The sequence below is a fragment of the Chryseobacterium gallinarum genome, from assembly GCF_001021975.1.
Classification (GTDB): domain Bacteria; phylum Bacteroidota; class Bacteroidia; order Flavobacteriales; family Weeksellaceae; genus Chryseobacterium; species Chryseobacterium gallinarum.
The window spans coordinates 1,198,495-1,216,162 of record NZ_CP009928.1 but is presented as its reverse complement, the minus strand read 5'-3'; the positions used below and the strand labels follow the sequence as shown (position 1 = coordinate 1,216,162).

Below are 17,668 nucleotides of genomic sequence, written 5' to 3'. Positions count from 1 at the left end.
TTTTAGCTTTTTTTTCCTATTCAAATAGTTCCGCTGTATCCAGTACAGATACTTTTCCGTCTTCACATCTGATAGCTTCCCCGGGGAAGTTCTGGATCATATGATAATCGTGCGTGGCCATTACTACGGCAGCTCCGTTTTCAAGAGCGACCTGTTTTAGCAAGGTCATAATCTCATTGGATGTTTCCGGATCCAGGTTTCCTGTCGGTTCATCCGCTAAAATAAGATCTGGATGATTAAGAAGGGCTCTGGCGATGGCAATACGCTGTTGTTCACCTCCGGAAAGCTCATGAGGCATTTTGTGTTTCTTGCTTTTCATATTTACGCTTCCCAGCACCTCATTGATGCGGTCTTCCATTTTTACTTTATCATTCCAGCCTGTTGCTTCAAGAACAAATTTCAGGTTTTTTTCAACCGTTCTGTCTGAAAGCAATTGGAAATCCTGGAATACAATTCCCAGTTTTCTTCTGAGGTTTGGAATATCGGAAGGTTTAAGCTTTGCCAGGTCAAATCCTACAACAGCTCCATGTCCTGATGCTAATGGGATATGTCCGTAAAGCGTTTTCAGAAGGGAGCTTTTTCCGGAACCTGTTTTTCCGATAAGGTAGCAGAATCTACCTTTTTTAATGTTAAGATTTACATCAGAAAGAACAGTAAAGTTTTTTTGCGCAATTTTTGCGTGCTGTAAACTTATAATATTGTCTCCGGAGATATGTGTATGTGGCATAATTTAATTTTAAAGGCTGTTTTTAACAAAAAGTTTTCAAATTTTAAAAATAGAAAAAAGAAGTTGATGTAGCCTAAATTTTAGTAAATTTTAACAACAAAAAATGCCTGAAAAGCAACTTCTCAAGCATGTTTTGTATATGAATAATTAGAAAATTATCTCTTAGCGCGTACAGCACTTACAGTTAATCTCTTTCTGCCTTTAGCTCTTCTCGCAGCCAAAACTCTTCTTCCATTTGGCGTAGACATTCTTTCTCTGAAACCGTGTTTGTTTCTTCTCTTTCTTTCTGATGGCTGGAATGTTCTTTTACTCATTACTATATGTTTAAATCGTAATTAATCTATTAATTTTCAGGTTGCAAAGATATGTAAATTTTTATAAGTTACAAACTTTAATTATTTTTTTTTGAAATTATTTGACATGCTTTTTGAGAAAGCCTGATACAAAAGAAATTTTCTGTACAAAAATAATATTTAAATGATTTATATAAAAGCTCTATCTTTGAAAACTTAAATTTTAACGAAAAATAAACACAAAGATGTTTACACCTGCAGAACTTTTAGATATCAATACATTACTAACGCCTGAAAACAGAATAGTCATTCTTACCCATTACAATCCTGATGGGGATGCTATTGGTTCCAGCCTTGGATTGAAACATTATCTGAAAGCAAAAGGAATTTATGCCGAAGTAATTGTACCGAATGATTTTCCAAAATTTCTGAAGTGGATGCCCGAAGCTAAGAAAGTAATCATTGCTGAATACAAAAGAAAGCTGGCTTCTGATCTTATAGGTGAAGCTGATGTTATTTTCTGCCTTGATTTTAATTCTCCTTCAAGAATAGGATTGTTGGGAGACTGGCTGATAAAGGCGCAAGGTAAAAAAATCCTTATCGACCACCACCAGCAGCCTGAAAAATTTGATTATGTATATTCGGATACCGTAATTCCGGCTACTTCACAGATGATTTATCACTTCATTGAAGCAATGGATGATGAAAAGCTGGTGAATAATGATGTGGCAGAATGTCTTTATACAGGAATTATGACAGATACAGGCGGTTTCCGTTTCCGTTCCACGAGTGCTACCACCCACAGAATTATTGCCAACCTGATTGAGAAAGGAGCAGATCCTGCAATGATCACTTCCAATACCTGGGATACCAATACGGTTTCCCGACTTCATTTACTGGCTTTGGTCTTGGGAAGAATAGAGGTGGTGAACGATGGTAAAGTTGCTGTTTTGAGCCTGACAAGAAATGAGTTGAAAGAATTTGGTTTCCAGAAAGGTGATACTGAAGGTTTTGTGAATTATGGACTGAGTATTGCCGGGGTAAAAATGTCAGCATTCTTTATGGAGGACCTGTATGAAGATTTTATCAAGATTTCTTTCAGAAGTAAAGACGATGTAGATGTTAATCAGTTTTCAAGAAAATATTTTAACGGTGGGGGACATATTAACGCAGCCGGCGGAAAATCCGATGATTCTTTGGCAGTAACGATTGAAACTTTTAAAAAGAAATTAACCGAGGAGAATTTGTAAAGAGTAGGTAACAGCTTGCTTTTGAAGGAATTTGCTAACGAGTGATTCTTTAAGCTTTATGCTCACCGGGTTTTAAATCTTTATGATATCCTTTGAGCTCGAGCTCTTCACAAGTATACTCATACACCTGTTGAAACATTTCATCCATATATTTCTTATTGAAAAGGCTGAATTTCGTCATTTTCGGAGGATCTAAAAATATATCGCAGTGTTTTACCTTGGAATATACAGATTTTGCAATAGCTAAGTGAAGAATCCTGTCGAATTCCTTCATGAGACTCATCTTCTTCAGTTCATCATAGCTTATGGAGTTTACATGGGAAGCTATCAGAAAATCACATTGATCTATAATAGGCTCAATGGGTAAGTTATCCAGGACACCGCCATCCACATAGATTTTTTCACCAATTCTTACGGGTGGAAGAATAAAAGGAACGCTTGATGACGCCAGTAATGGTGTGAAAAGCTCTCCTTCAGAGAAAAAATCAACAATGCCGTGAGTCATTTCCGTAGCCGTAACATACACCGGGATTTTCAGAATACTGAAATTATCTTCAGGAAAATAGTCCTTAAATAATTTTAAAATGAAGTTGGAGCTGAAGATTCCGTTTTTAGATAATTTCAGGGCAGAGCGTGAGAAGAAAGAAGTTGACCTTACAATGTCCATCATCTCATCGGGGGTTTTTCCAAAAGAATAAAAAGCGCCAATAATAGAGCCTGCACTTGTTCCCGAGATGATATGAGGCTTCAGGTTATATTCTTCCAGGGCTTTCAGGACAGCAATATGGGCAATGCCCCGCATTCCCCCTCCGGAAAGAGTAAGTCCGATTACTGTTGGCTTCTTTTTTTTGAAAGAGAATAAACCCATTTTGAAATTATCTCTTACTAATATACAGGAATTTTTGATACATATGAGCTGGTGCTATCAGTGTAGCTTCTATAAAACAAATTTTTTAGGAAGATTGTGAAGAAGTTCGGTATTGATGATTTCAGCACAAATACCAGGTTTTTCCCAATGCCCGTTGTGTCCGCAGTCCAGGATATAAGACTTTATATTGGTTCTGTCCGGAAGATTTTTAATCATAGGTCCTGTTTTTACCGCACTGTCATGTTTACCGGCCAATACCAGAATTTTAGCTTCCAGGTTTTCCATAATGTGTTTTTTATCGGATCTTTCTACCATTCCTTTTACGCAGGCCAATGCTCCCATATTATTGGTAGAAAGAGCTGTTTCAAGGGCGGTTTCAATCTTTCCTTCCAGAATGTCTCTTTCATTAGGATTGAAGAGATTGGGAATTCCTGCTCTTGCATAATGAGCGAATGCATCCTTGATGATCCTGTAGCTTTTGATGCGCTGTTGCTTTTTTTCTTCATCATCTGCAAAATAAGTAGAAAAGAATAAAGTAAGACTCTTTAATGTCTCAGGATATTTTTCTGCAAAAGCAAGTGAAGTGTATCCTCCCATGGAATGTCCCAATAAGTGGACCCTCTCCAGATGAAGATGATCAATAACTTTCTTAACTTCTTCAGCCATGAGTTCCATGGTGTGTATCTCTCCTAAAATTTCAGATTGCCCATGACCGGGAAGATCTATTTTCAGAAGAGAAAAATCTTTGGAAAGATGAGGCTCCATATCACTCCAGATAGATAGATTTTCCATAAATCCGTGGAGTAAAACCAATGTTTCTTTTCCGTTTCCTTTTCTTTCAAAATTCAGCATGATTTCAATATGTATAGAAGTTAACAATAAGACTAAAACAGCAGACCGGCTGCCGATGAATTCTATTCAAATTTAAACAAAAAAGAATAAGTGTTTAAATAGCCAACAACATAAGGTGGGAAAAAGCCTTGCAGGTTGTCGAGTCCGGATTTAAGCGTGTGTTGGATTTACCAAAACGTTTTAATACAATTATATTTGAATGAGCATAAAAAAAGCTATCTCAACAAGTGAGACAGCCTTTGGTTATTGAACTAACTCTTTATAAACTTTGGTTTCCCAGGGTTTGATGTCTGCAATTCCATAGCGTTCTTTTTTAGCAATGGCAAGGTTGTCCAGCATATCCACAAAATTTTTATAGTTGGCCTCATCTGTTGGTTTGATAATGACCGTAAAGTTCTGTGGTTTTGGTGCATTTTTATAGGCTTCATCAATAATTTTAGAAATTTTTATTCCGCTAAAATCAGTTTCTTTCAGGTTGCCTGTACTTAAATCTGTTGCATTGCTCTGGTGATAAAATACCCTGTTATCTTTTCCGAGAATGAAAGTTACCTGATTTCTATAGTCGATCACTTCTTTTGGAAGCCTGCTTTCAGGGGTTTTTGCCGGAAGCCCCAGATCCATTACATTGGGTTTTGTGAAATTGGTTGTAAACATAAAGAAGGTGATGAGTAAAAAACCTAAGTCTACCATGGGAGTCATGTCTACCCTGATCATTTTTTTCTTCTGTTTGCCGCCTTGTTTTTCTTGTGCGATTACTTCAGCCATAATTAATGCTTTAAAATGTTAAACGGTATTGAATGAAAATTTAAAAACCCGATCGTAGTTTTGAGAAATCGATACAAAGTTCGTACCTAAAATGAAAGAGTGTTAATTATTTTTGTGTTTCTTTAATAAGAAATAATTAAATACTGTTAAATCAATGCATTAAAAAAGCCTTATCAATGCGTTGATAAGGCCTGTAATATCTTGTAATATTTTAAAACAAAAACTATTTGTTTTTCTTGAAATAATTGACTCCACACTCCAAAAACTTCTTAAAGTCTTCTTTCGGCATATATCCTGAAACAGGAGTATTGATTACTTTGCCGTCAGGAGTGATCAAAACATAGTGAGGTTGTGAATTATTATTAAAATTAACCTGCTGGAATAAGCTCCATCTGTCTCCTATTGTTTTTACTTTTTTAATCTGTCCGTCTCCAAGGTCAATTTTAGTTTTTTGATCCTCAGGAAGCTCTTCTTTGTCATCTACATATAGAGAAGCTAAAACCACATCATTTTGAAGGATAGGTAAGATATCTGCCTCACTCCATACAAATTCTTCCATTTTCCGGCAGTTTTCACAACCGTATCCGGTAAAGTCAATAAGGATTGGTTTATTTTCTTTTTTGGCAATTTCAATGGCTTTAAAGAAATCATGTTCCGGGTGCATTCCTAAAATACCATCCTTTTCGTCATGGAAGTAGCTCACATTTAACGGAGGAAGAATTCCACTCAGCAATTGAAGCTTAGGACGGTCGGAAGGAATTAATCCCTGAACCAGATAAATGACAAAACCAAATCCTAAAACTCCAAGGATTTTTCTTGTAATAGAAATTTTAGGTTTTTTGTCGTCGTGAGGGAATCTGATTAATCCAAATAAATATAAAGCCAATCCTAAAGCAATAATGATCCAGATCGCGATGAAAAGTTCCCTTTTCAGGAAGAAGGTTTTCGATACCAGATCCGCTTTCGATAAGAATTTTAATGCCAGTGCCAGTTCTACAAAGCCCAGAACTACTTTCACAGTATTCATCCATCCTCCGGATTTCGGAAGGCTTTGTAATGCCTGTGGGAATAATGCCAGTAATCCAAAAACAATAGCCCATGCCAACCCGAATCCTGCCAGGGCAAATGTCAATAGCATAGGCACATTTGAAGATCCGGTAACGGCACTTCCTAATAAGCTTCCCAGGATAGGCCCTGTACAGGAGAATGAAACGATTACCAGTGTCAATGCCATGAAGAAAATACCGATAATACCGCCCGCTTCTTCAGCTTTAGAAGATTTATTGGCAATTGAGCTTGGTAAAGTAATATCATAATACCCGAAGAAACTTCCGGCAAAGAAAATGAATATGATAAAGAAGGCAATATTCAGCCACACACTTGTGGAAATCTCATTGAAGATGTTTCCTGCAATCCCATCAATAACATGGAAAGGAATACTTAACAGTACAAAGATAAGCAGGATAAAAAAGCCATAGATAAGGGCATCTCTCTTTCCTTTGGCTTTATTTTTATTTCCTTTTGTAAAGAAGGAAACCGTTAACGGGATCATAGGAAAAACGCAAGGTGTCAGCAAAGCAATCAAACCTCCGATGAAGCCCAGAAATAGATAAGTCCAGTAATTTTCATCCACTTTTGTTGACGCTGTTCCGCAATCCGTTAATGGATTTTTGAAATCAATCGTTTCAATTTTAAGCTGTTTAGGATCCAGTGTTGAAGTTTGAGCCACTGTAACTTCCTGTTTTGCCGGATTTTCTGTAATGGTTTCAACTATTTTCGCTGAATCTTTTACAGCAACTTCGGTCTCTTCAGGAGCAACCTCTTCAGTAGCTCCTTTTGGAGTAACCTTTTGATTGAATTCTAACGTATTGGGAGCAAGACAAACCCTGTCATCACAAGTCTGATAAGTAATCTCAGAAGTAACGTCAGCCGGTTTTGCCGGGTCTTTTAATTTGAATTTCTGTTTGAAGCCCGCTGTATTGGAATAGTAAACGATAGTTCCTCCGAAAGCCTCCGAAAATTCTTCATGCTTTTTACCTACTTCAGTAAATTTTCCGATCAGCTCAATATTTTTTCCTGAAACTTTATACTCGGTGGGAATCCCTGTGTCTTCAGGAAGATCCTTAGAGTAAATATGCCATCCACTCTCCATGGTGGCATTTAAAACTGCTTCATACTGGTTATTCCCCAGATCGTTAATGGTGAACTTAAACTTAACAGGGTTTTTTATCTGTGCATTAATTCCTGTTGCTAAAAAGAGTAGAATTAATAAAAACCAATTTCTAAATTTCATTTTTTGTTTCATTAAAAATTTTGAGACTCCATTTTGTTTTCTCATTCCTTGCATATCTTTTATCTTGTCTGAGAGGCAATACTCCAAGTACGGAATTGTGGCTGTCAGTCAGTATCCAAATTTTTTGCTTCGCTAAAATAGATAATTTTTCGTCCCTAAAAAACTTAGAAACTTTCTTTTTCCCCGAAAAACCAGACGGATAAAATTCATCTCCATCCTGCTGTTTTCTTAAATACAGTGGAAAGTGAAGTTTTTTAGCATCAAAATACCATTCAAAACTTTTATTGATTTCTTCAATATTTTCTATAGTACCGATATTCATATTGATCTGATGTTCTGAAAAATCAAAATGATCCATTAGAAGAATTTCTGTTTGAGTTTCCTGATTCTGTGTCCTGTCAACCAATATCAATTCATTCCGGTTAACAATCAATCGGTATTCTTTGGAAAAAAAAGAACTGTTGTTTTCTGCCTTAAAAATTTTAGGGATTTCTTCTTCCTGATTAAATCCGTATTTTTTCAGAATCTCAAACTTCACAAAATCGCTTTCCTGATCCAGTTTTTCTTTTGATAGAATTTTATGGCTTTGGTTAAATACGGTGAGGTTATTTTCAATATACTGAATCTGCTTTTGAACAAAATCTTTGGTCTGATTCAGGTAAGAGGAGCTTTTTTTAAAGTTATCAAGGAAGTGATCATTGGTTTCCAATAATTTCGGAACAATTTCGTTTCTGATCTTGTTTCTTAAGTAATCATTTTTTTTATTGGAAAGATCTTCCCTGAATTCAATCCCGTGCTCTCCGGCAAACTGATAGATTTCTTCCTTAGAGAAATTTAAAAGCGGGCGAAGAATATGATGATCACGGGAAGGAATACCGCTTAATCCTTTAATTCCCGAAGCCTTTGAAAGATTAATAAGAAATGTTTCCAACTGGTCATTAAGATGATGGGCAGTAACGAGATATTTCAGTTTTTCCTTTTGCTGAATTTCTTTAAAAAAACGATAACGGAGCTCCCTTGCCCATAACTGGATAGAATTTTTCGGCTTCTGATCTTTTCCGGAAACTTCATACAGGTGAAATTTTATATGATTTTTCTCACAAAAATCCTGAGCTACTTTCTGGTCCAGGTCAGAATCTTTATCCCGGAGTTTATAATTGATATGAGCTATCTGAAAATCATATTCCGTACCCTGGCTGTCAATTCTTAAACCCTGAAATAATGAGGCTAAAACCATAGAGTCTGCCCCTCCGCTCACCGCTAAAAGGTATGTTTGTTTCTCAGGCTGGTGAATGAGATTTTCTAATTGATTTCTAAAGCTTAATTTTTTCAACATATATGTTGAGAATTTCTTTTATGCAAAGATAACCCATATAATTCAATTGAATTTCCATAACTTTGAGTAGTCTAAAAATGATTACTTATGAAGATTTTAAAAATTTTAGCAGTTTCTGCAATGGCGCTGGGAATGACATCTTGTGTCAGTAAGAAGCAATATGATGCTTTGAGCACAAACTATAAGCAGTGTATTGAAAATATCGGGGAAAGACAAAGAGAAATTCAGGATTTGAAATCTCAGAATTCTGCATTGACCGGTGAAAATAATTTACTGAAAAGTCAGCATGATGCTTTAAAATCATCCCTGGATGCATGTTTATCCAATACAGGAAAAAGTTCTGCTAACATTGATAAACTGGTGGGAGAAATCAACGCTTCCAATTCATATATCAAACAGCTGATTTCAAGCAATGCTAAAAACGATAGTCTGAACCTCGCATTGTCTAACAAGCTGAAGAGATCTTTAGATAATGTATCTGATGAAGATGTACAGGTGAAAGTATTGAAAGGAGTAGTAATGATCTCCCTTTCTGATAAAATGTTATACAAAACAGGAGATTATAATATTCTACCTGCCGCTCAGGAGGTACTGGGTAAAGTAGCCAAAGTGATCAATGACTATGATAAATACTCAGTATTGATTGAAGGTAACACAGATAATGCTCCTTTGAATTCCCCAAATCTTCCAAGAGACAACTGGGATCTTTCTGCATTAAGAGGAACTTCGGTAGCTAAGGTGCTTCAGACCCAATTTGGAGTAGACCCTGCGAGGATTACTGCAGGAGGGCGTTCAGAATATAATCCGAAAGCAACTAATATGAGTGTATCCGGAAGAGCGGAAAACAGAAGAACGGAAATCATCATTATGCCTAAGCTGGATGAATTTATGAAACTGATGGATATTGCTCCTAAAAAATAATTACTGAATAATACAGTACAGAAGATCCCGATTTTCGGGATCTTTTTTTATGTAATGAATTGTGCTATTTTTAGATGTAACTTTTCAATAAATTATTCAACTTATTGAAAATAAAATCGATATAGTCTTTTGAGAGTCAATGAAGTATTGTTGAAAAAGAAGAGTACCACCGCCTATCCTGTATTTGCATTTAAAAATAAATAATAGTTATATGAAAAAAATTATTCTATCGGTAAGTTTATTAGTTTTCTCTTTATCTGGAAAGGCTTTTGCACAAACTGAGACTTCCGGGAGAGAAAAAATATATAAAGCTACTCATACAAAAAGTACTGAACTGAAGCATACGAAACTGAAAGTTAATTTTGACTATCAGAAGGAACGGATGAACGGAGAAGAGTGGCTCACAGCATCTCCCTATTTTTATCCATCAGATTCATTGATACTGGATGCGAAAGGTATGTTGATTCATGAGGTAGCAATGGATAGGGAAGGAAGCCGTATTCTATTAAAGTACCACTACAGTGACAATATTCTTAGTATCAATCTTGATAGAACATATCGCCAAAACCAGGATTATACGGTTTATATCAAATATACTTCCCGACCTAATGTAGTAGAAGAGCAGGGAAGTCCGGCAAAAGGACTTTATTTCATTAACGCAGATGGTAAAGATCCTGATAAGCCTATTCAGATCTGGACAGATGGTGAATCTGAATTCTCATCAGTATGGTTTCCAACGATAGATAAGCCTAATCAAAAAACTACCCAGGAAATTTATATGACCGTTCCAGACAAATATATTACCCTTTCTAATGGTATTTTAAAAGAGTCTCAAAAAGAACCTGGTAATATGAGAACGGATCATTGGGTAATGGAGAAAAGGCATGCAGTATATCTTTTCTTTATGGGGGTAGGAGAATATAGTGTAGTAAAGGATAAATGGAGGAATGTTCCGATAGATTATTATATAGAAAAGGAATATGAGCCTTATGCCAGACAGATCTACGGAAATACCCCTGAAATGATGGAATTTTTCTCTAAGAAGCTAAATTATGATTATCCCTGGCCCAAATATTCACAGATTACCGGAAGAGACTATCCAAGTGTAGCTATGGAAAATACGACTGCTACTATTCATAATATGGGGGTAATGCAGAAGCCAGGACAATTAATTGATGAAAATAAATGGGAAGAATATATTGCTCATGAGTTGTTCCATCATTGGTTCGGGGATCTGGTAACTGCAGAGAGCTGGAGTAATCTTACCCTGAACGAGTCATTTGCAAATTATTCCCAATATCTCTGGAATGAATATAAATATGGGAAAGACCAGGCAGATTATCATTTATTATCTAATGTCAATAAATATATTAATAGTCCTTCGAACTTTAAAAAAGATCTTGTGAGATTTAGTTATGATTCTCCTGAAGATACTTTTGATGTAGTATCCTATGAAAAAGGAGGCGGAATTCTTCATATGCTGAGAAACTATTTGGGAGATGATGCCTTTTTTGCCGGGATAAGTGATTTTCTAAAAACCTATGAGTATAAAAATGCAGAGGTTCAGCAATTAAGATTATCATTTGAAAAAATATCCGGAAAAGATCTGAATTGGTTCTTTAATCAATGGTATTATGGAAGTGGAAATCCTAAATTACAATATTCATATACTTTTGAACCTGTTAAAAAACAAGTAGAAGTGATGATTGACCAATCACAGGAAAAACCTTTTGAATTTCCTTTGGCAATAGACGTTTATGATAATGGAAAGCCGGTACGGTATAATGTATGGGTAAAGGCTCAGGCAAAAAATAGGCTTAATTTTAATGTTTCCATAAAGCCTGATTTGATTAATATTAACGCTGATGGAGTATTGCTTTCTGAAATTACAGATACAAAAACGGCTGAACAAAATCTGATTCAGTTTACTCATTCCAAAGAGTTTTTAAGCCGTTATAAAGCATTGGTAGGTATTAAGGAGGATTTGAATAATCCAGCATCTGTTAAATTGTTATCCGCAGCTTTGAAAGATCCTTTCTTTAGAATCAGAATTAAGGCCTTGGAATTATTGGATCTTACAGACGCGAAGCAAAATAAATATCTGATTGCGGATGTTGAAAAGATAGCTGCTGAGGATTCAAAAACGTTAGTGCAGGCAGCGGCCATTTCTGCTCTGTCTAAGACCAAAAATAAAAAATACCTGCCACTATTCGAAAAAGGAATAGATGCGGTGTCCAACTCGGTAAAAGCTAATTCATTTCTTGCTATCATGGCTACAGATCCTTCAAAAGCCAAAGCTCTGGCTAATAAAATAGATCTTTCACAAGCCTCTAGGGATATGGTTGTTAAAATGCTTCCCATTGTTATTGAGAACAAAATAGATTCTCAAATGCAATATACTGTCTCCATTGTGGCTCTTTATCCATTGGTAAAACTACGTAATCCGGTATTGGGAAAATTTGCAGAAGAAGGATTCAACAGAATTATGGAGTCTGATGATTTAGCTGCAACAAAGGGAATTGCCAATGTTTTAAATCAGGAAAAAAATGAACTGACAAAAGATGCTGAAATTAAAAAGGAAATTTATACTGCATTGGAAGCAGGATTAAATAAAAAGAATGAACTTTTAAATAACAAGCCACAAAATCAGGGGAACATTAGTAAACAGATTGCGGTATTGAAACAAATAATGACGAAATATAAATAGCTTTTTGAGGTATTCTAAAAACAAATCCCGAAGTAATTCGGGATTTTTTTTTAATCAGATTAATTCTTCTTTTTTCAATAATGAAATAATTCTTTTCAAAAGTGAATTGGATATTCCAGCTTTGGTTTTTTGAGCAGAAGTTTTCGTTTTACTTTTTTGCAAGACGATTTTTTGATTCCCATGGTTAGTTTGTTTTTCTTCTGCCATCATTTTTTGTTTCTCTTAGTGTTTTTACCCGTTTTCTATGTCACAAAGATAGGAGTAATATTTCATAAAAACATCCGTATTTTCCCGGTTTTTTTAATAGGTGTTTTCCCGGTCCTGATTTTGTTAATGTATTTTGCTTTGAAAATCAATTGTTTGTATTTTAGAAATGTGTATATTTAAGTCTCTTAATCGAGAATAATAAGAGTAATCCGAAAATCTTAAAGAGTAGGAGATAATGCTAAATCAAATAATTATGAAAAATTCAAAAAAACTCTCAAGAGGAGAAATGAAAAATGTACAGGGAGCCGCTACGGAATGTAATCCACAAATAATCTGTCAAAGAAGCAGTGATTGCTGTCCGGGATGGGCATGTCCTTCAAAAGGGCGCTATTGTATAGCTATATAATGATTTTTTTGTTTCAAAGTATAGATCTAGGAAAGAGAGGGATTAATTCCCTCTTTTTTATATCTTGTTATTAGAGGAGTGATTCAAAAGTTTTAAAATCCTTAAATTTGTTTAAATTAAGAATGGTATGAGTTTTTTTGAAGAAAAGAATCCTGAAATGGATCGATATTTGGAAGCACACGCATCCACGGAATCCGAAATCCTGAAAAAGCTAAGAAGGGAAACTTATCAAAAAACGACGCAGCCCCATATGATCTCAGGATATCAGCAAGGGAGGTTACTGACAATCATTTCCCAGATGATGCAGCCCAAAAACGTTTTGGAAATAGGAACATTTACAGGGTATGCCACTTTGTGTCTGGCAGCAGGACTTGCAAAGGACGGGAAAATTACCACCCTGGATGTGAATGAAGATCTGGCCTATCTGCCAAAAAAATATTTTGAATCCAGCGAGTATGCCGGCCAGATTGATTTTAAACTTCAGGATGCCAAAGAATTTTTAAAAGAAACCGATGAAGTTTTTGATCTCATTTTTGTAGATGCTGATAAAGAAAATTACGCAGACTATTTCAGGTTGATTAAACCAAGAACACAATCCGGATCTGTGATTTTGTTTGATAATGTTTTGTGGTACGGAAAAGTATTGGAAGAAAACCCCAGGCTGAAGTCTACCCAATCTATTCAGGAATTGAATGATTTGGCTGCAAAAGATGAAGATTTTGAAAATCTTATTTTACCTTTGCGTGATGGAGTAAACTTCCTTCGAAGGAAGTAATAATAAAAGATTAAGAGATTTAGGAATAAAGCGATAATGTAATTCCTAAATCTAAATCTCTTAATTTTCCTAATTTCTAAAAGAATAAAATGAATAAAGGAATTTGTACTGTTACAGTAGCACCGGTGCGCGCAGAAAATTCTGACAAGGCTGAAATTGTTACAGAAATATTGTTTGGGGAAAGTGCAGATATTTTAGAAGTCAGTAAAAACTGGACAAAAATAAAAATGCACTATGATGGCTATGAAGGATGGATGGATACCAAACAGATCAGGCCGGTAACAGATGAAGAACTTGCCGGAAGGAAAGTAACAGTTGTAACAGAAGATTTTGCATCTGTATTGATGAATGACGGGAAGACCTTATTATCAATGGGATCTGAAGTAGAATTTCCTGTTGTGGCATCAAGAAGGAGCCATGATATACGTGAAAGTATTGCGCTTACGGCAAGAGAATTCCTGAACGTACCTTACTTATGGGGAGGGAAAAGCTTTTTTGCGGTAGACTGTTCTGGATTTACCCAATTGGTCTATAAAATTCATAATGTTAAACTTCCCAGAGACACTTATCAGCAGGCCGAAGTAGGGGAGCCCCTTACTTTTGTTGAAGAAACACAACCCGGAGACCTGGCTTTCTTTGAAAACGAGGAAGGAAGAATTATCCATGTGGGAATTATGCTGGAAAACCAGAAAATTATTCATGCTTCAGGAAAAGTGCGTATTGATATTCTTGATTCTACGGGAATATTCAATAAGGAAATGAATAAGCATACCCATAAACTGAGAGTCATTAAAAGCGTTTTATAATTCATCTGAATACCTTCTGAAATGGAAAATGTTTTATTCATAATTTTTGATGTTTTTAATTTTGGACTGGTTATTTTTTTATGGTGGCTCACTTTTAAACACTATAACAATTTACCTCAGAGAATACCTGTTCATTTCGATATGGATGGTAAAGCGGACAGGTTTGGCAACAAAGCTTATTCTTTTTTAATGCCGGTTTTTGCGATATTGATGTTCGCTTTATTTGCGTATATCACCAGACACCCTGAAGAAGCTAATTTTCCAGTGGAAATTACGGCCCAGAATGAAAATGCCCAATATCTGATTATGAAAGTTGTGTTAAGGACTTTATTCACACTGATTATGATACTTTTTTTGAACAATCAGGATTATATGTTCAGATATGCTTTTGATGAAAATGCAAAGCCCAGAATTTCTATGCTGACAGTTATTTTATGTGCTATTGGATTTGTACCAGCCATTCTTTTGATCACCCATTTCTTTAAATGATACATTCTAAAAATAATTCGGAACACTATACCTGGGGAGATAAGTGTGACAGCTGGATACTGAAAGACTCACAGGACCTGTCAGTTAAACAGGAGATAATGCCCGGAGGAACTTCAGAAAAATTGCATTACCACAAAACAGCCACACAGTTTTTTTATATTCTGAAAGGAGAGGCCGTATTGTATGTCAATGAAGAAAAATATATAGTCCGTCAAGGTGAATCCATTTCCATTGGACCAGGGATAACACATTTTATCTCTAACGAAACAACGGAAGAAATAGAATTCTTAGTAATATCAAGCCCTTCTACCCATCAGGACAGGTTTGTAATCGAAAAATAATCAAAATGGCTTTTCTCTATAACATATTTATCAGTCTTCTCATTTTCGGAATGAAAGCCTTTTCCCTGTTTAATGCCAAAACTAAAAAAGGAGTTGAGGGCAGAAAAGAATCTTTACATAAGGTAAAAAGAACTTTCTCAAAATCCGATAAGGTCATATGGATGCATGCCGCCAGTTTAGGGGAATACGAACAAGGGCTTCCTGTATTGGAAAAACTGAAAGAGAAACTTCCGGATCATAAGATTCTGATCACATTTTTCTCCCCATCAGGCTACGAAAATGTTATTAAAAAGAAACACATTGCCGATGAGATCTGCTATTTGCCTTTTGATAAAAAAAATATTATAAACGGGTTTACGGAGCAGCTTAACGTTAAACTATTTTTTACGGTGAAATATGATTACTGGTATAACCTTCTTGCCGGACTTAAAAGCCGGAATGTGCCTGTGTACGTAATTTCTGCCTTATTCTACGAAAGACAGTCTTTCTTCACTTCATATGGAAAATGGTTTGTTAAACAGCTGAAAAGAAATGTAGACTGGTTCTTCCATCAAACCCACTTCTCGATGGCTCTTGCTAAAAGTGTAGGCCTTCTGCAGTCCTCCGTAACAGGAGACACAAGATTTGATAGAGTGAAACAGCTCAGAGCACGCAATAATCACGTTGACTTTATTTCAGATTTTATTGGTAATCATAAATCGGTTGTATTCGGCAGCTCATGGCAGGCAGAAGAAAAAATGGCAGAAATGATCTTCAGAAAAAATCGGGCCATCAAAATGATTATAGCACCTCATGATCTGAAGAGGGTAGAACATTTAAAAAATATTTTTCCGGATGCATTATTGTATAGCGAAACAGGAAATAGCCAGCCATCAGCTTACAACGCTCAGGTTTTGATTATCGATAGTATAGGTTTACTCTCAAAGCTCTACTCATATGCCGATGTAGCGGTAGTAGGAGGAGGTTTCCATGATGCCGGGCTGCATAATATTCTGGAGGCTGCCACATTTGGAGTTCCTGTGGTATTTGGCAACCATTATAAAAAAAATCCGGAAGCAGACGGCCTTATTGCTGCGGAGGGTGGAAAAGCTTTTCAGGAAGAGCATACTGCAGCTGAATTTGTTTTATTTCTTACCAATGAAGAAAATAAAGAAGAACTGGAGCGGATGTCTCAGAATGCACAAACTTTTGTAGATGAAAAGCCGGATTCTACGGAAATGATTCTTCAAAAGATTTTATCGTAAAAATCCCTGGCTTTTGATTTCCTTCATAATGACATCAATATTGTCGGGAATTCTTTCACTTTCCAGCCAATTGAAATTCAGCCCGTTATTGATGCAGAGTTTCTGCATATAATGATTCTGGAGTATTTTCTCCCGGATATTTCTCAGATATTCATCAAATTCCATCCAGTAGTCTTCATCCAGCTTCTTAATTAAAATCAGGGATCTGAAAACCTTGTTGATGATATAAATGTATAATTTGTAAACATTGTCAAACCTTTGTCTGCTGAGGTCTGCATTGTACTCCAGAATTTTACTGATCAGCAAAAGATTAAGAGAAACTTCCCCGAATTTATCCGTTGTTATTTTGATATGTTCGGTAATCTCTGCACTGATTTTTCGGATAACGCTGAGGAAGTATTTGGCATTTCCGATATATTTCGAAGCCAGATGTACTTTTTCCTCTACATTTTCCTCCATTGTATTCCGCTTATCATCGGTAGTTTCCGGATCGATAAGTTCGAAATACAGCTTTTTTGACAATAATTTATCCTTTTTAAGAAGTCTGAAAATAAGTTTGTCTTTTTCTGCATCTGAAAAGGCACTTAATGCAGCTTTAAATTCTTTTGAATACTCCATTAATTGAAAATTTTAGAATATTTAAGGAATCCGTTCATTGCCCAATTCGCAGTATAATACAGCGATTTTAGAGTAGAAAACCCCATGAAATCTTTATAAACCAGGTATTGATCTCTGATGATATTTTTTTTCTTTCTGGAGACACTGTTTTCACGCATTCTGTATTTTGCCATTGTTTTGTTTATAGGCATACCCTCGGGAATTGCTTTTAATAAATTGAGCCACATCACATGATCCTCACGTTTGCTTTTTACCGGAAATAAAAATTTTCCTACCCGTTTCGTATCATACATGGTAGATACAGGTGCCAGCCGGCAGGTCTTCAAAAGATTAGAAAACGTAACCACTTTATCAGCCAGGAAATCCTTCAAAACAGGCTGCAGTTGCTCATTGCACCTTGAATAATTGCAATACACAAGTTCTGCATGATGTTCCTGCATATAGGCTGTCATGGTTTCAAGGTATTCCGGATACCAGTAGTCGTCAGAATCAAGGAAGGCAATATATCTTCCCTGAGCCCTTTCCAGGCTTTTGTTTCTTGCATTCCCGGCGCCTCCGTTTTGCTTCAGTACATGGAGCTTTATTCTTGGGTCATTATACCTTCTGATGATCTCAACCGTATTGTCCTTGGAGAGGTCATCGGTAATCAGCCATTCCCAGTTTTCATAGGTCTGGTTCAGGACAGAATGTATAGTTTCCTCAATAAATTCTGCAGAATTATAACACGGAGTGATGATGGAGACGAGGTCTTTCATTTGCGTTCTAAAATA

19 protein-coding genes are annotated in these 17,668 nt (G+C 36.0%); 9 read left to right on the top strand and 10 right to left on the bottom strand.

The window, feature by feature from the left end:
• Positions 1-16 precede the first annotated feature (16 nt).
• Both OK18_RS05515 and rpmH read right to left on the bottom strand, forming a co-directional pair.
• Entirely contained in the window at positions 17-727 is a 711-nt protein-coding gene (locus tag OK18_RS05515) for a cell division ATP-binding protein FtsE (RefSeq protein ID WP_053327368.1), read from the bottom strand.
• A 155-nt stretch (positions 728-882) separates the two neighbouring features.
• Complete coding sequence (gene rpmH, locus OK18_RS20855; protein WP_050019551.1) at positions 883-1,041, bottom strand: 50S ribosomal protein L34; 159 nt, start codon at positions 1,039-1,041, stop codon at positions 883-885.
• Positions 1,042-1,265: 224 nt separating this feature from the next.
• On the opposite strand from rpmH, the gene OK18_RS05510 reads away from it, so the two are divergent.
• Complete coding sequence (locus OK18_RS05510) at positions 1,266-2,270, top strand: DHH family phosphoesterase (protein ID WP_053327367.1); 1,005 nt, start codon at positions 1,266-1,268, stop codon at positions 2,268-2,270.
• 49 nt (positions 2,271-2,319) lie between these two features.
• Here the strand turns inward: OK18_RS05510 and OK18_RS05505 are convergent, their stop codons facing one another.
• The 5 genes from OK18_RS05505 to tilS all read right to left on the bottom strand — a co-directional run bounded on the left by OK18_RS05505 (position 2,320) and on the right by tilS (position 8,384).
• Positions 2,320-3,138: a patatin-like phospholipase family protein gene (locus OK18_RS05505; RefSeq protein WP_050019553.1), complete on the bottom strand. Its 819-nt coding sequence runs from the start codon at positions 3,136-3,138 to the stop codon at positions 2,320-2,322.
• 69 nt (positions 3,139-3,207) lie between these two features.
• The gene (locus OK18_RS05500) at positions 3,208-3,990 is read right to left on the bottom strand and encodes an alpha/beta fold hydrolase (RefSeq protein WP_050019554.1); all 783 of its coding nucleotides are present in this window, start codon (positions 3,988-3,990) and stop codon (positions 3,208-3,210) included.
• A 243-nt stretch (positions 3,991-4,233) separates the two neighbouring features.
• Positions 4,234-4,755 (bottom strand): biopolymer transporter ExbD, encoded by a 522-nt coding sequence (locus OK18_RS05495; RefSeq protein ID WP_050019555.1) that lies wholly within the window; start codon positions 4,753-4,755, stop codon positions 4,234-4,236.
• A gap of 223 nt (positions 4,756-4,978) precedes the next feature.
• Positions 4,979-7,048: a protein-disulfide reductase DsbD family protein gene (locus tag OK18_RS05490; RefSeq protein WP_053329296.1), complete on the bottom strand. Its 2,070-nt coding sequence runs from the start codon at positions 7,046-7,048 to the stop codon at positions 4,979-4,981.
• Positions 7,038-8,384 (bottom strand): tRNA lysidine(34) synthetase TilS, encoded by a 1,347-nt coding sequence (gene tilS, locus OK18_RS05485; RefSeq protein WP_053327366.1) that lies wholly within the window; start codon positions 8,382-8,384, stop codon positions 7,038-7,040. Before tilS ends, OK18_RS05490 begins: the two co-directional genes overlap by 11 nt.
• Positions 8,385-8,471: 87 nt before the next feature.
• Between tilS and OK18_RS05480 the strand changes: the two genes are divergently transcribed.
• Together OK18_RS05480 and OK18_RS05475 are read left to right on the top strand one after the other, a co-directional pair.
• Positions 8,472-9,305 (top strand): OmpA family protein, encoded by an 834-nt coding sequence (locus OK18_RS05480; protein WP_002976267.1) that lies wholly within the window; start codon positions 8,472-8,474, stop codon positions 9,303-9,305.
• Between the two features lie 211 nt (positions 9,306-9,516).
• Positions 9,517-12,012, top strand: a complete 2,496-nt coding sequence (locus OK18_RS05475) for a M1 family metallopeptidase (protein ID WP_053327365.1) — start codon at positions 9,517-9,519, stop codon at positions 12,010-12,012.
• Positions 12,013-12,066: 54 nt separating this feature from the next.
• Here OK18_RS05475 and OK18_RS21100 read toward each other — a convergent pair whose 3' ends face one another.
• Positions 12,067-12,222 (bottom strand): hypothetical protein, encoded by a 156-nt coding sequence (locus OK18_RS21100; protein ID WP_156173229.1) that lies wholly within the window; start codon positions 12,220-12,222, stop codon positions 12,067-12,069.
• A 250-nt stretch (positions 12,223-12,472) separates the two neighbouring features.
• Here OK18_RS21100 and OK18_RS21095 point away from each other — a divergent pair, with 250 nt between their 5' ends.
• The 6 genes from OK18_RS21095 (at position 12,473) to OK18_RS05450 (ending at position 16,280) form a co-directional block, all read left to right on the top strand.
• Positions 12,473-12,625 carry a CCPGW family putative bacteriocin gene (locus tag OK18_RS21095; protein ID WP_167336352.1) on the top strand — a complete coding sequence of 51 codons (153 nt, stop codon included), beginning with the start codon at positions 12,473-12,475 and terminating at the stop codon, positions 12,623-12,625.
• A 127-nt stretch (positions 12,626-12,752) separates the two neighbouring features.
• Complete coding sequence (locus tag OK18_RS05470) at positions 12,753-13,400, top strand: O-methyltransferase (protein ID WP_053327364.1); 648 nt, start codon at positions 12,753-12,755, stop codon at positions 13,398-13,400.
• A gap of 89 nt (positions 13,401-13,489) precedes the next feature.
• Positions 13,490-14,206: a C40 family peptidase gene (locus OK18_RS05465; protein WP_053327363.1), complete on the top strand. Its 717-nt coding sequence runs from the start codon at positions 13,490-13,492 to the stop codon at positions 14,204-14,206.
• 21 nt (positions 14,207-14,227) lie between these two features.
• Positions 14,228-14,695: a DUF1648 domain-containing protein gene (locus tag OK18_RS05460; RefSeq protein WP_050019556.1), complete on the top strand. Its 468-nt coding sequence runs from the start codon at positions 14,228-14,230 to the stop codon at positions 14,693-14,695.
• Positions 14,692-15,036 (top strand): cupin domain-containing protein, encoded by a 345-nt coding sequence (locus tag OK18_RS05455; RefSeq protein ID WP_050019557.1) that lies wholly within the window; start codon positions 14,692-14,694, stop codon positions 15,034-15,036. Before OK18_RS05460 ends, OK18_RS05455 begins: the two co-directional genes overlap by 4 nt.
• Positions 15,037-15,041: 5 nt before the next feature.
• On the top strand, positions 15,042-16,280 hold the full coding sequence (locus tag OK18_RS05450; protein WP_053327362.1) for a 3-deoxy-D-manno-octulosonic acid transferase: 1,239 nt from the start codon (positions 15,042-15,044) through the stop codon (positions 16,278-16,280).
• Here the strand turns inward: OK18_RS05450 and OK18_RS05445 are convergent.
• The gene (locus OK18_RS05445; protein WP_053327361.1) at positions 16,272-16,898 is read right to left on the bottom strand and encodes a hypothetical protein; all 627 of its coding nucleotides are present in this window, start codon (positions 16,896-16,898) and stop codon (positions 16,272-16,274) included. The genes OK18_RS05450 and OK18_RS05445 overlap by 9 nt on opposite strands.
• Positions 16,898-17,653, bottom strand: a complete 756-nt coding sequence (locus OK18_RS05440; protein ID WP_053327360.1) for a glycosyltransferase family 2 protein — start codon at positions 17,651-17,653, stop codon at positions 16,898-16,900. Before OK18_RS05440 ends, OK18_RS05445 begins: the two co-directional genes overlap by 1 nt.
• Positions 17,654-17,668 lie beyond the last annotated feature (15 nt).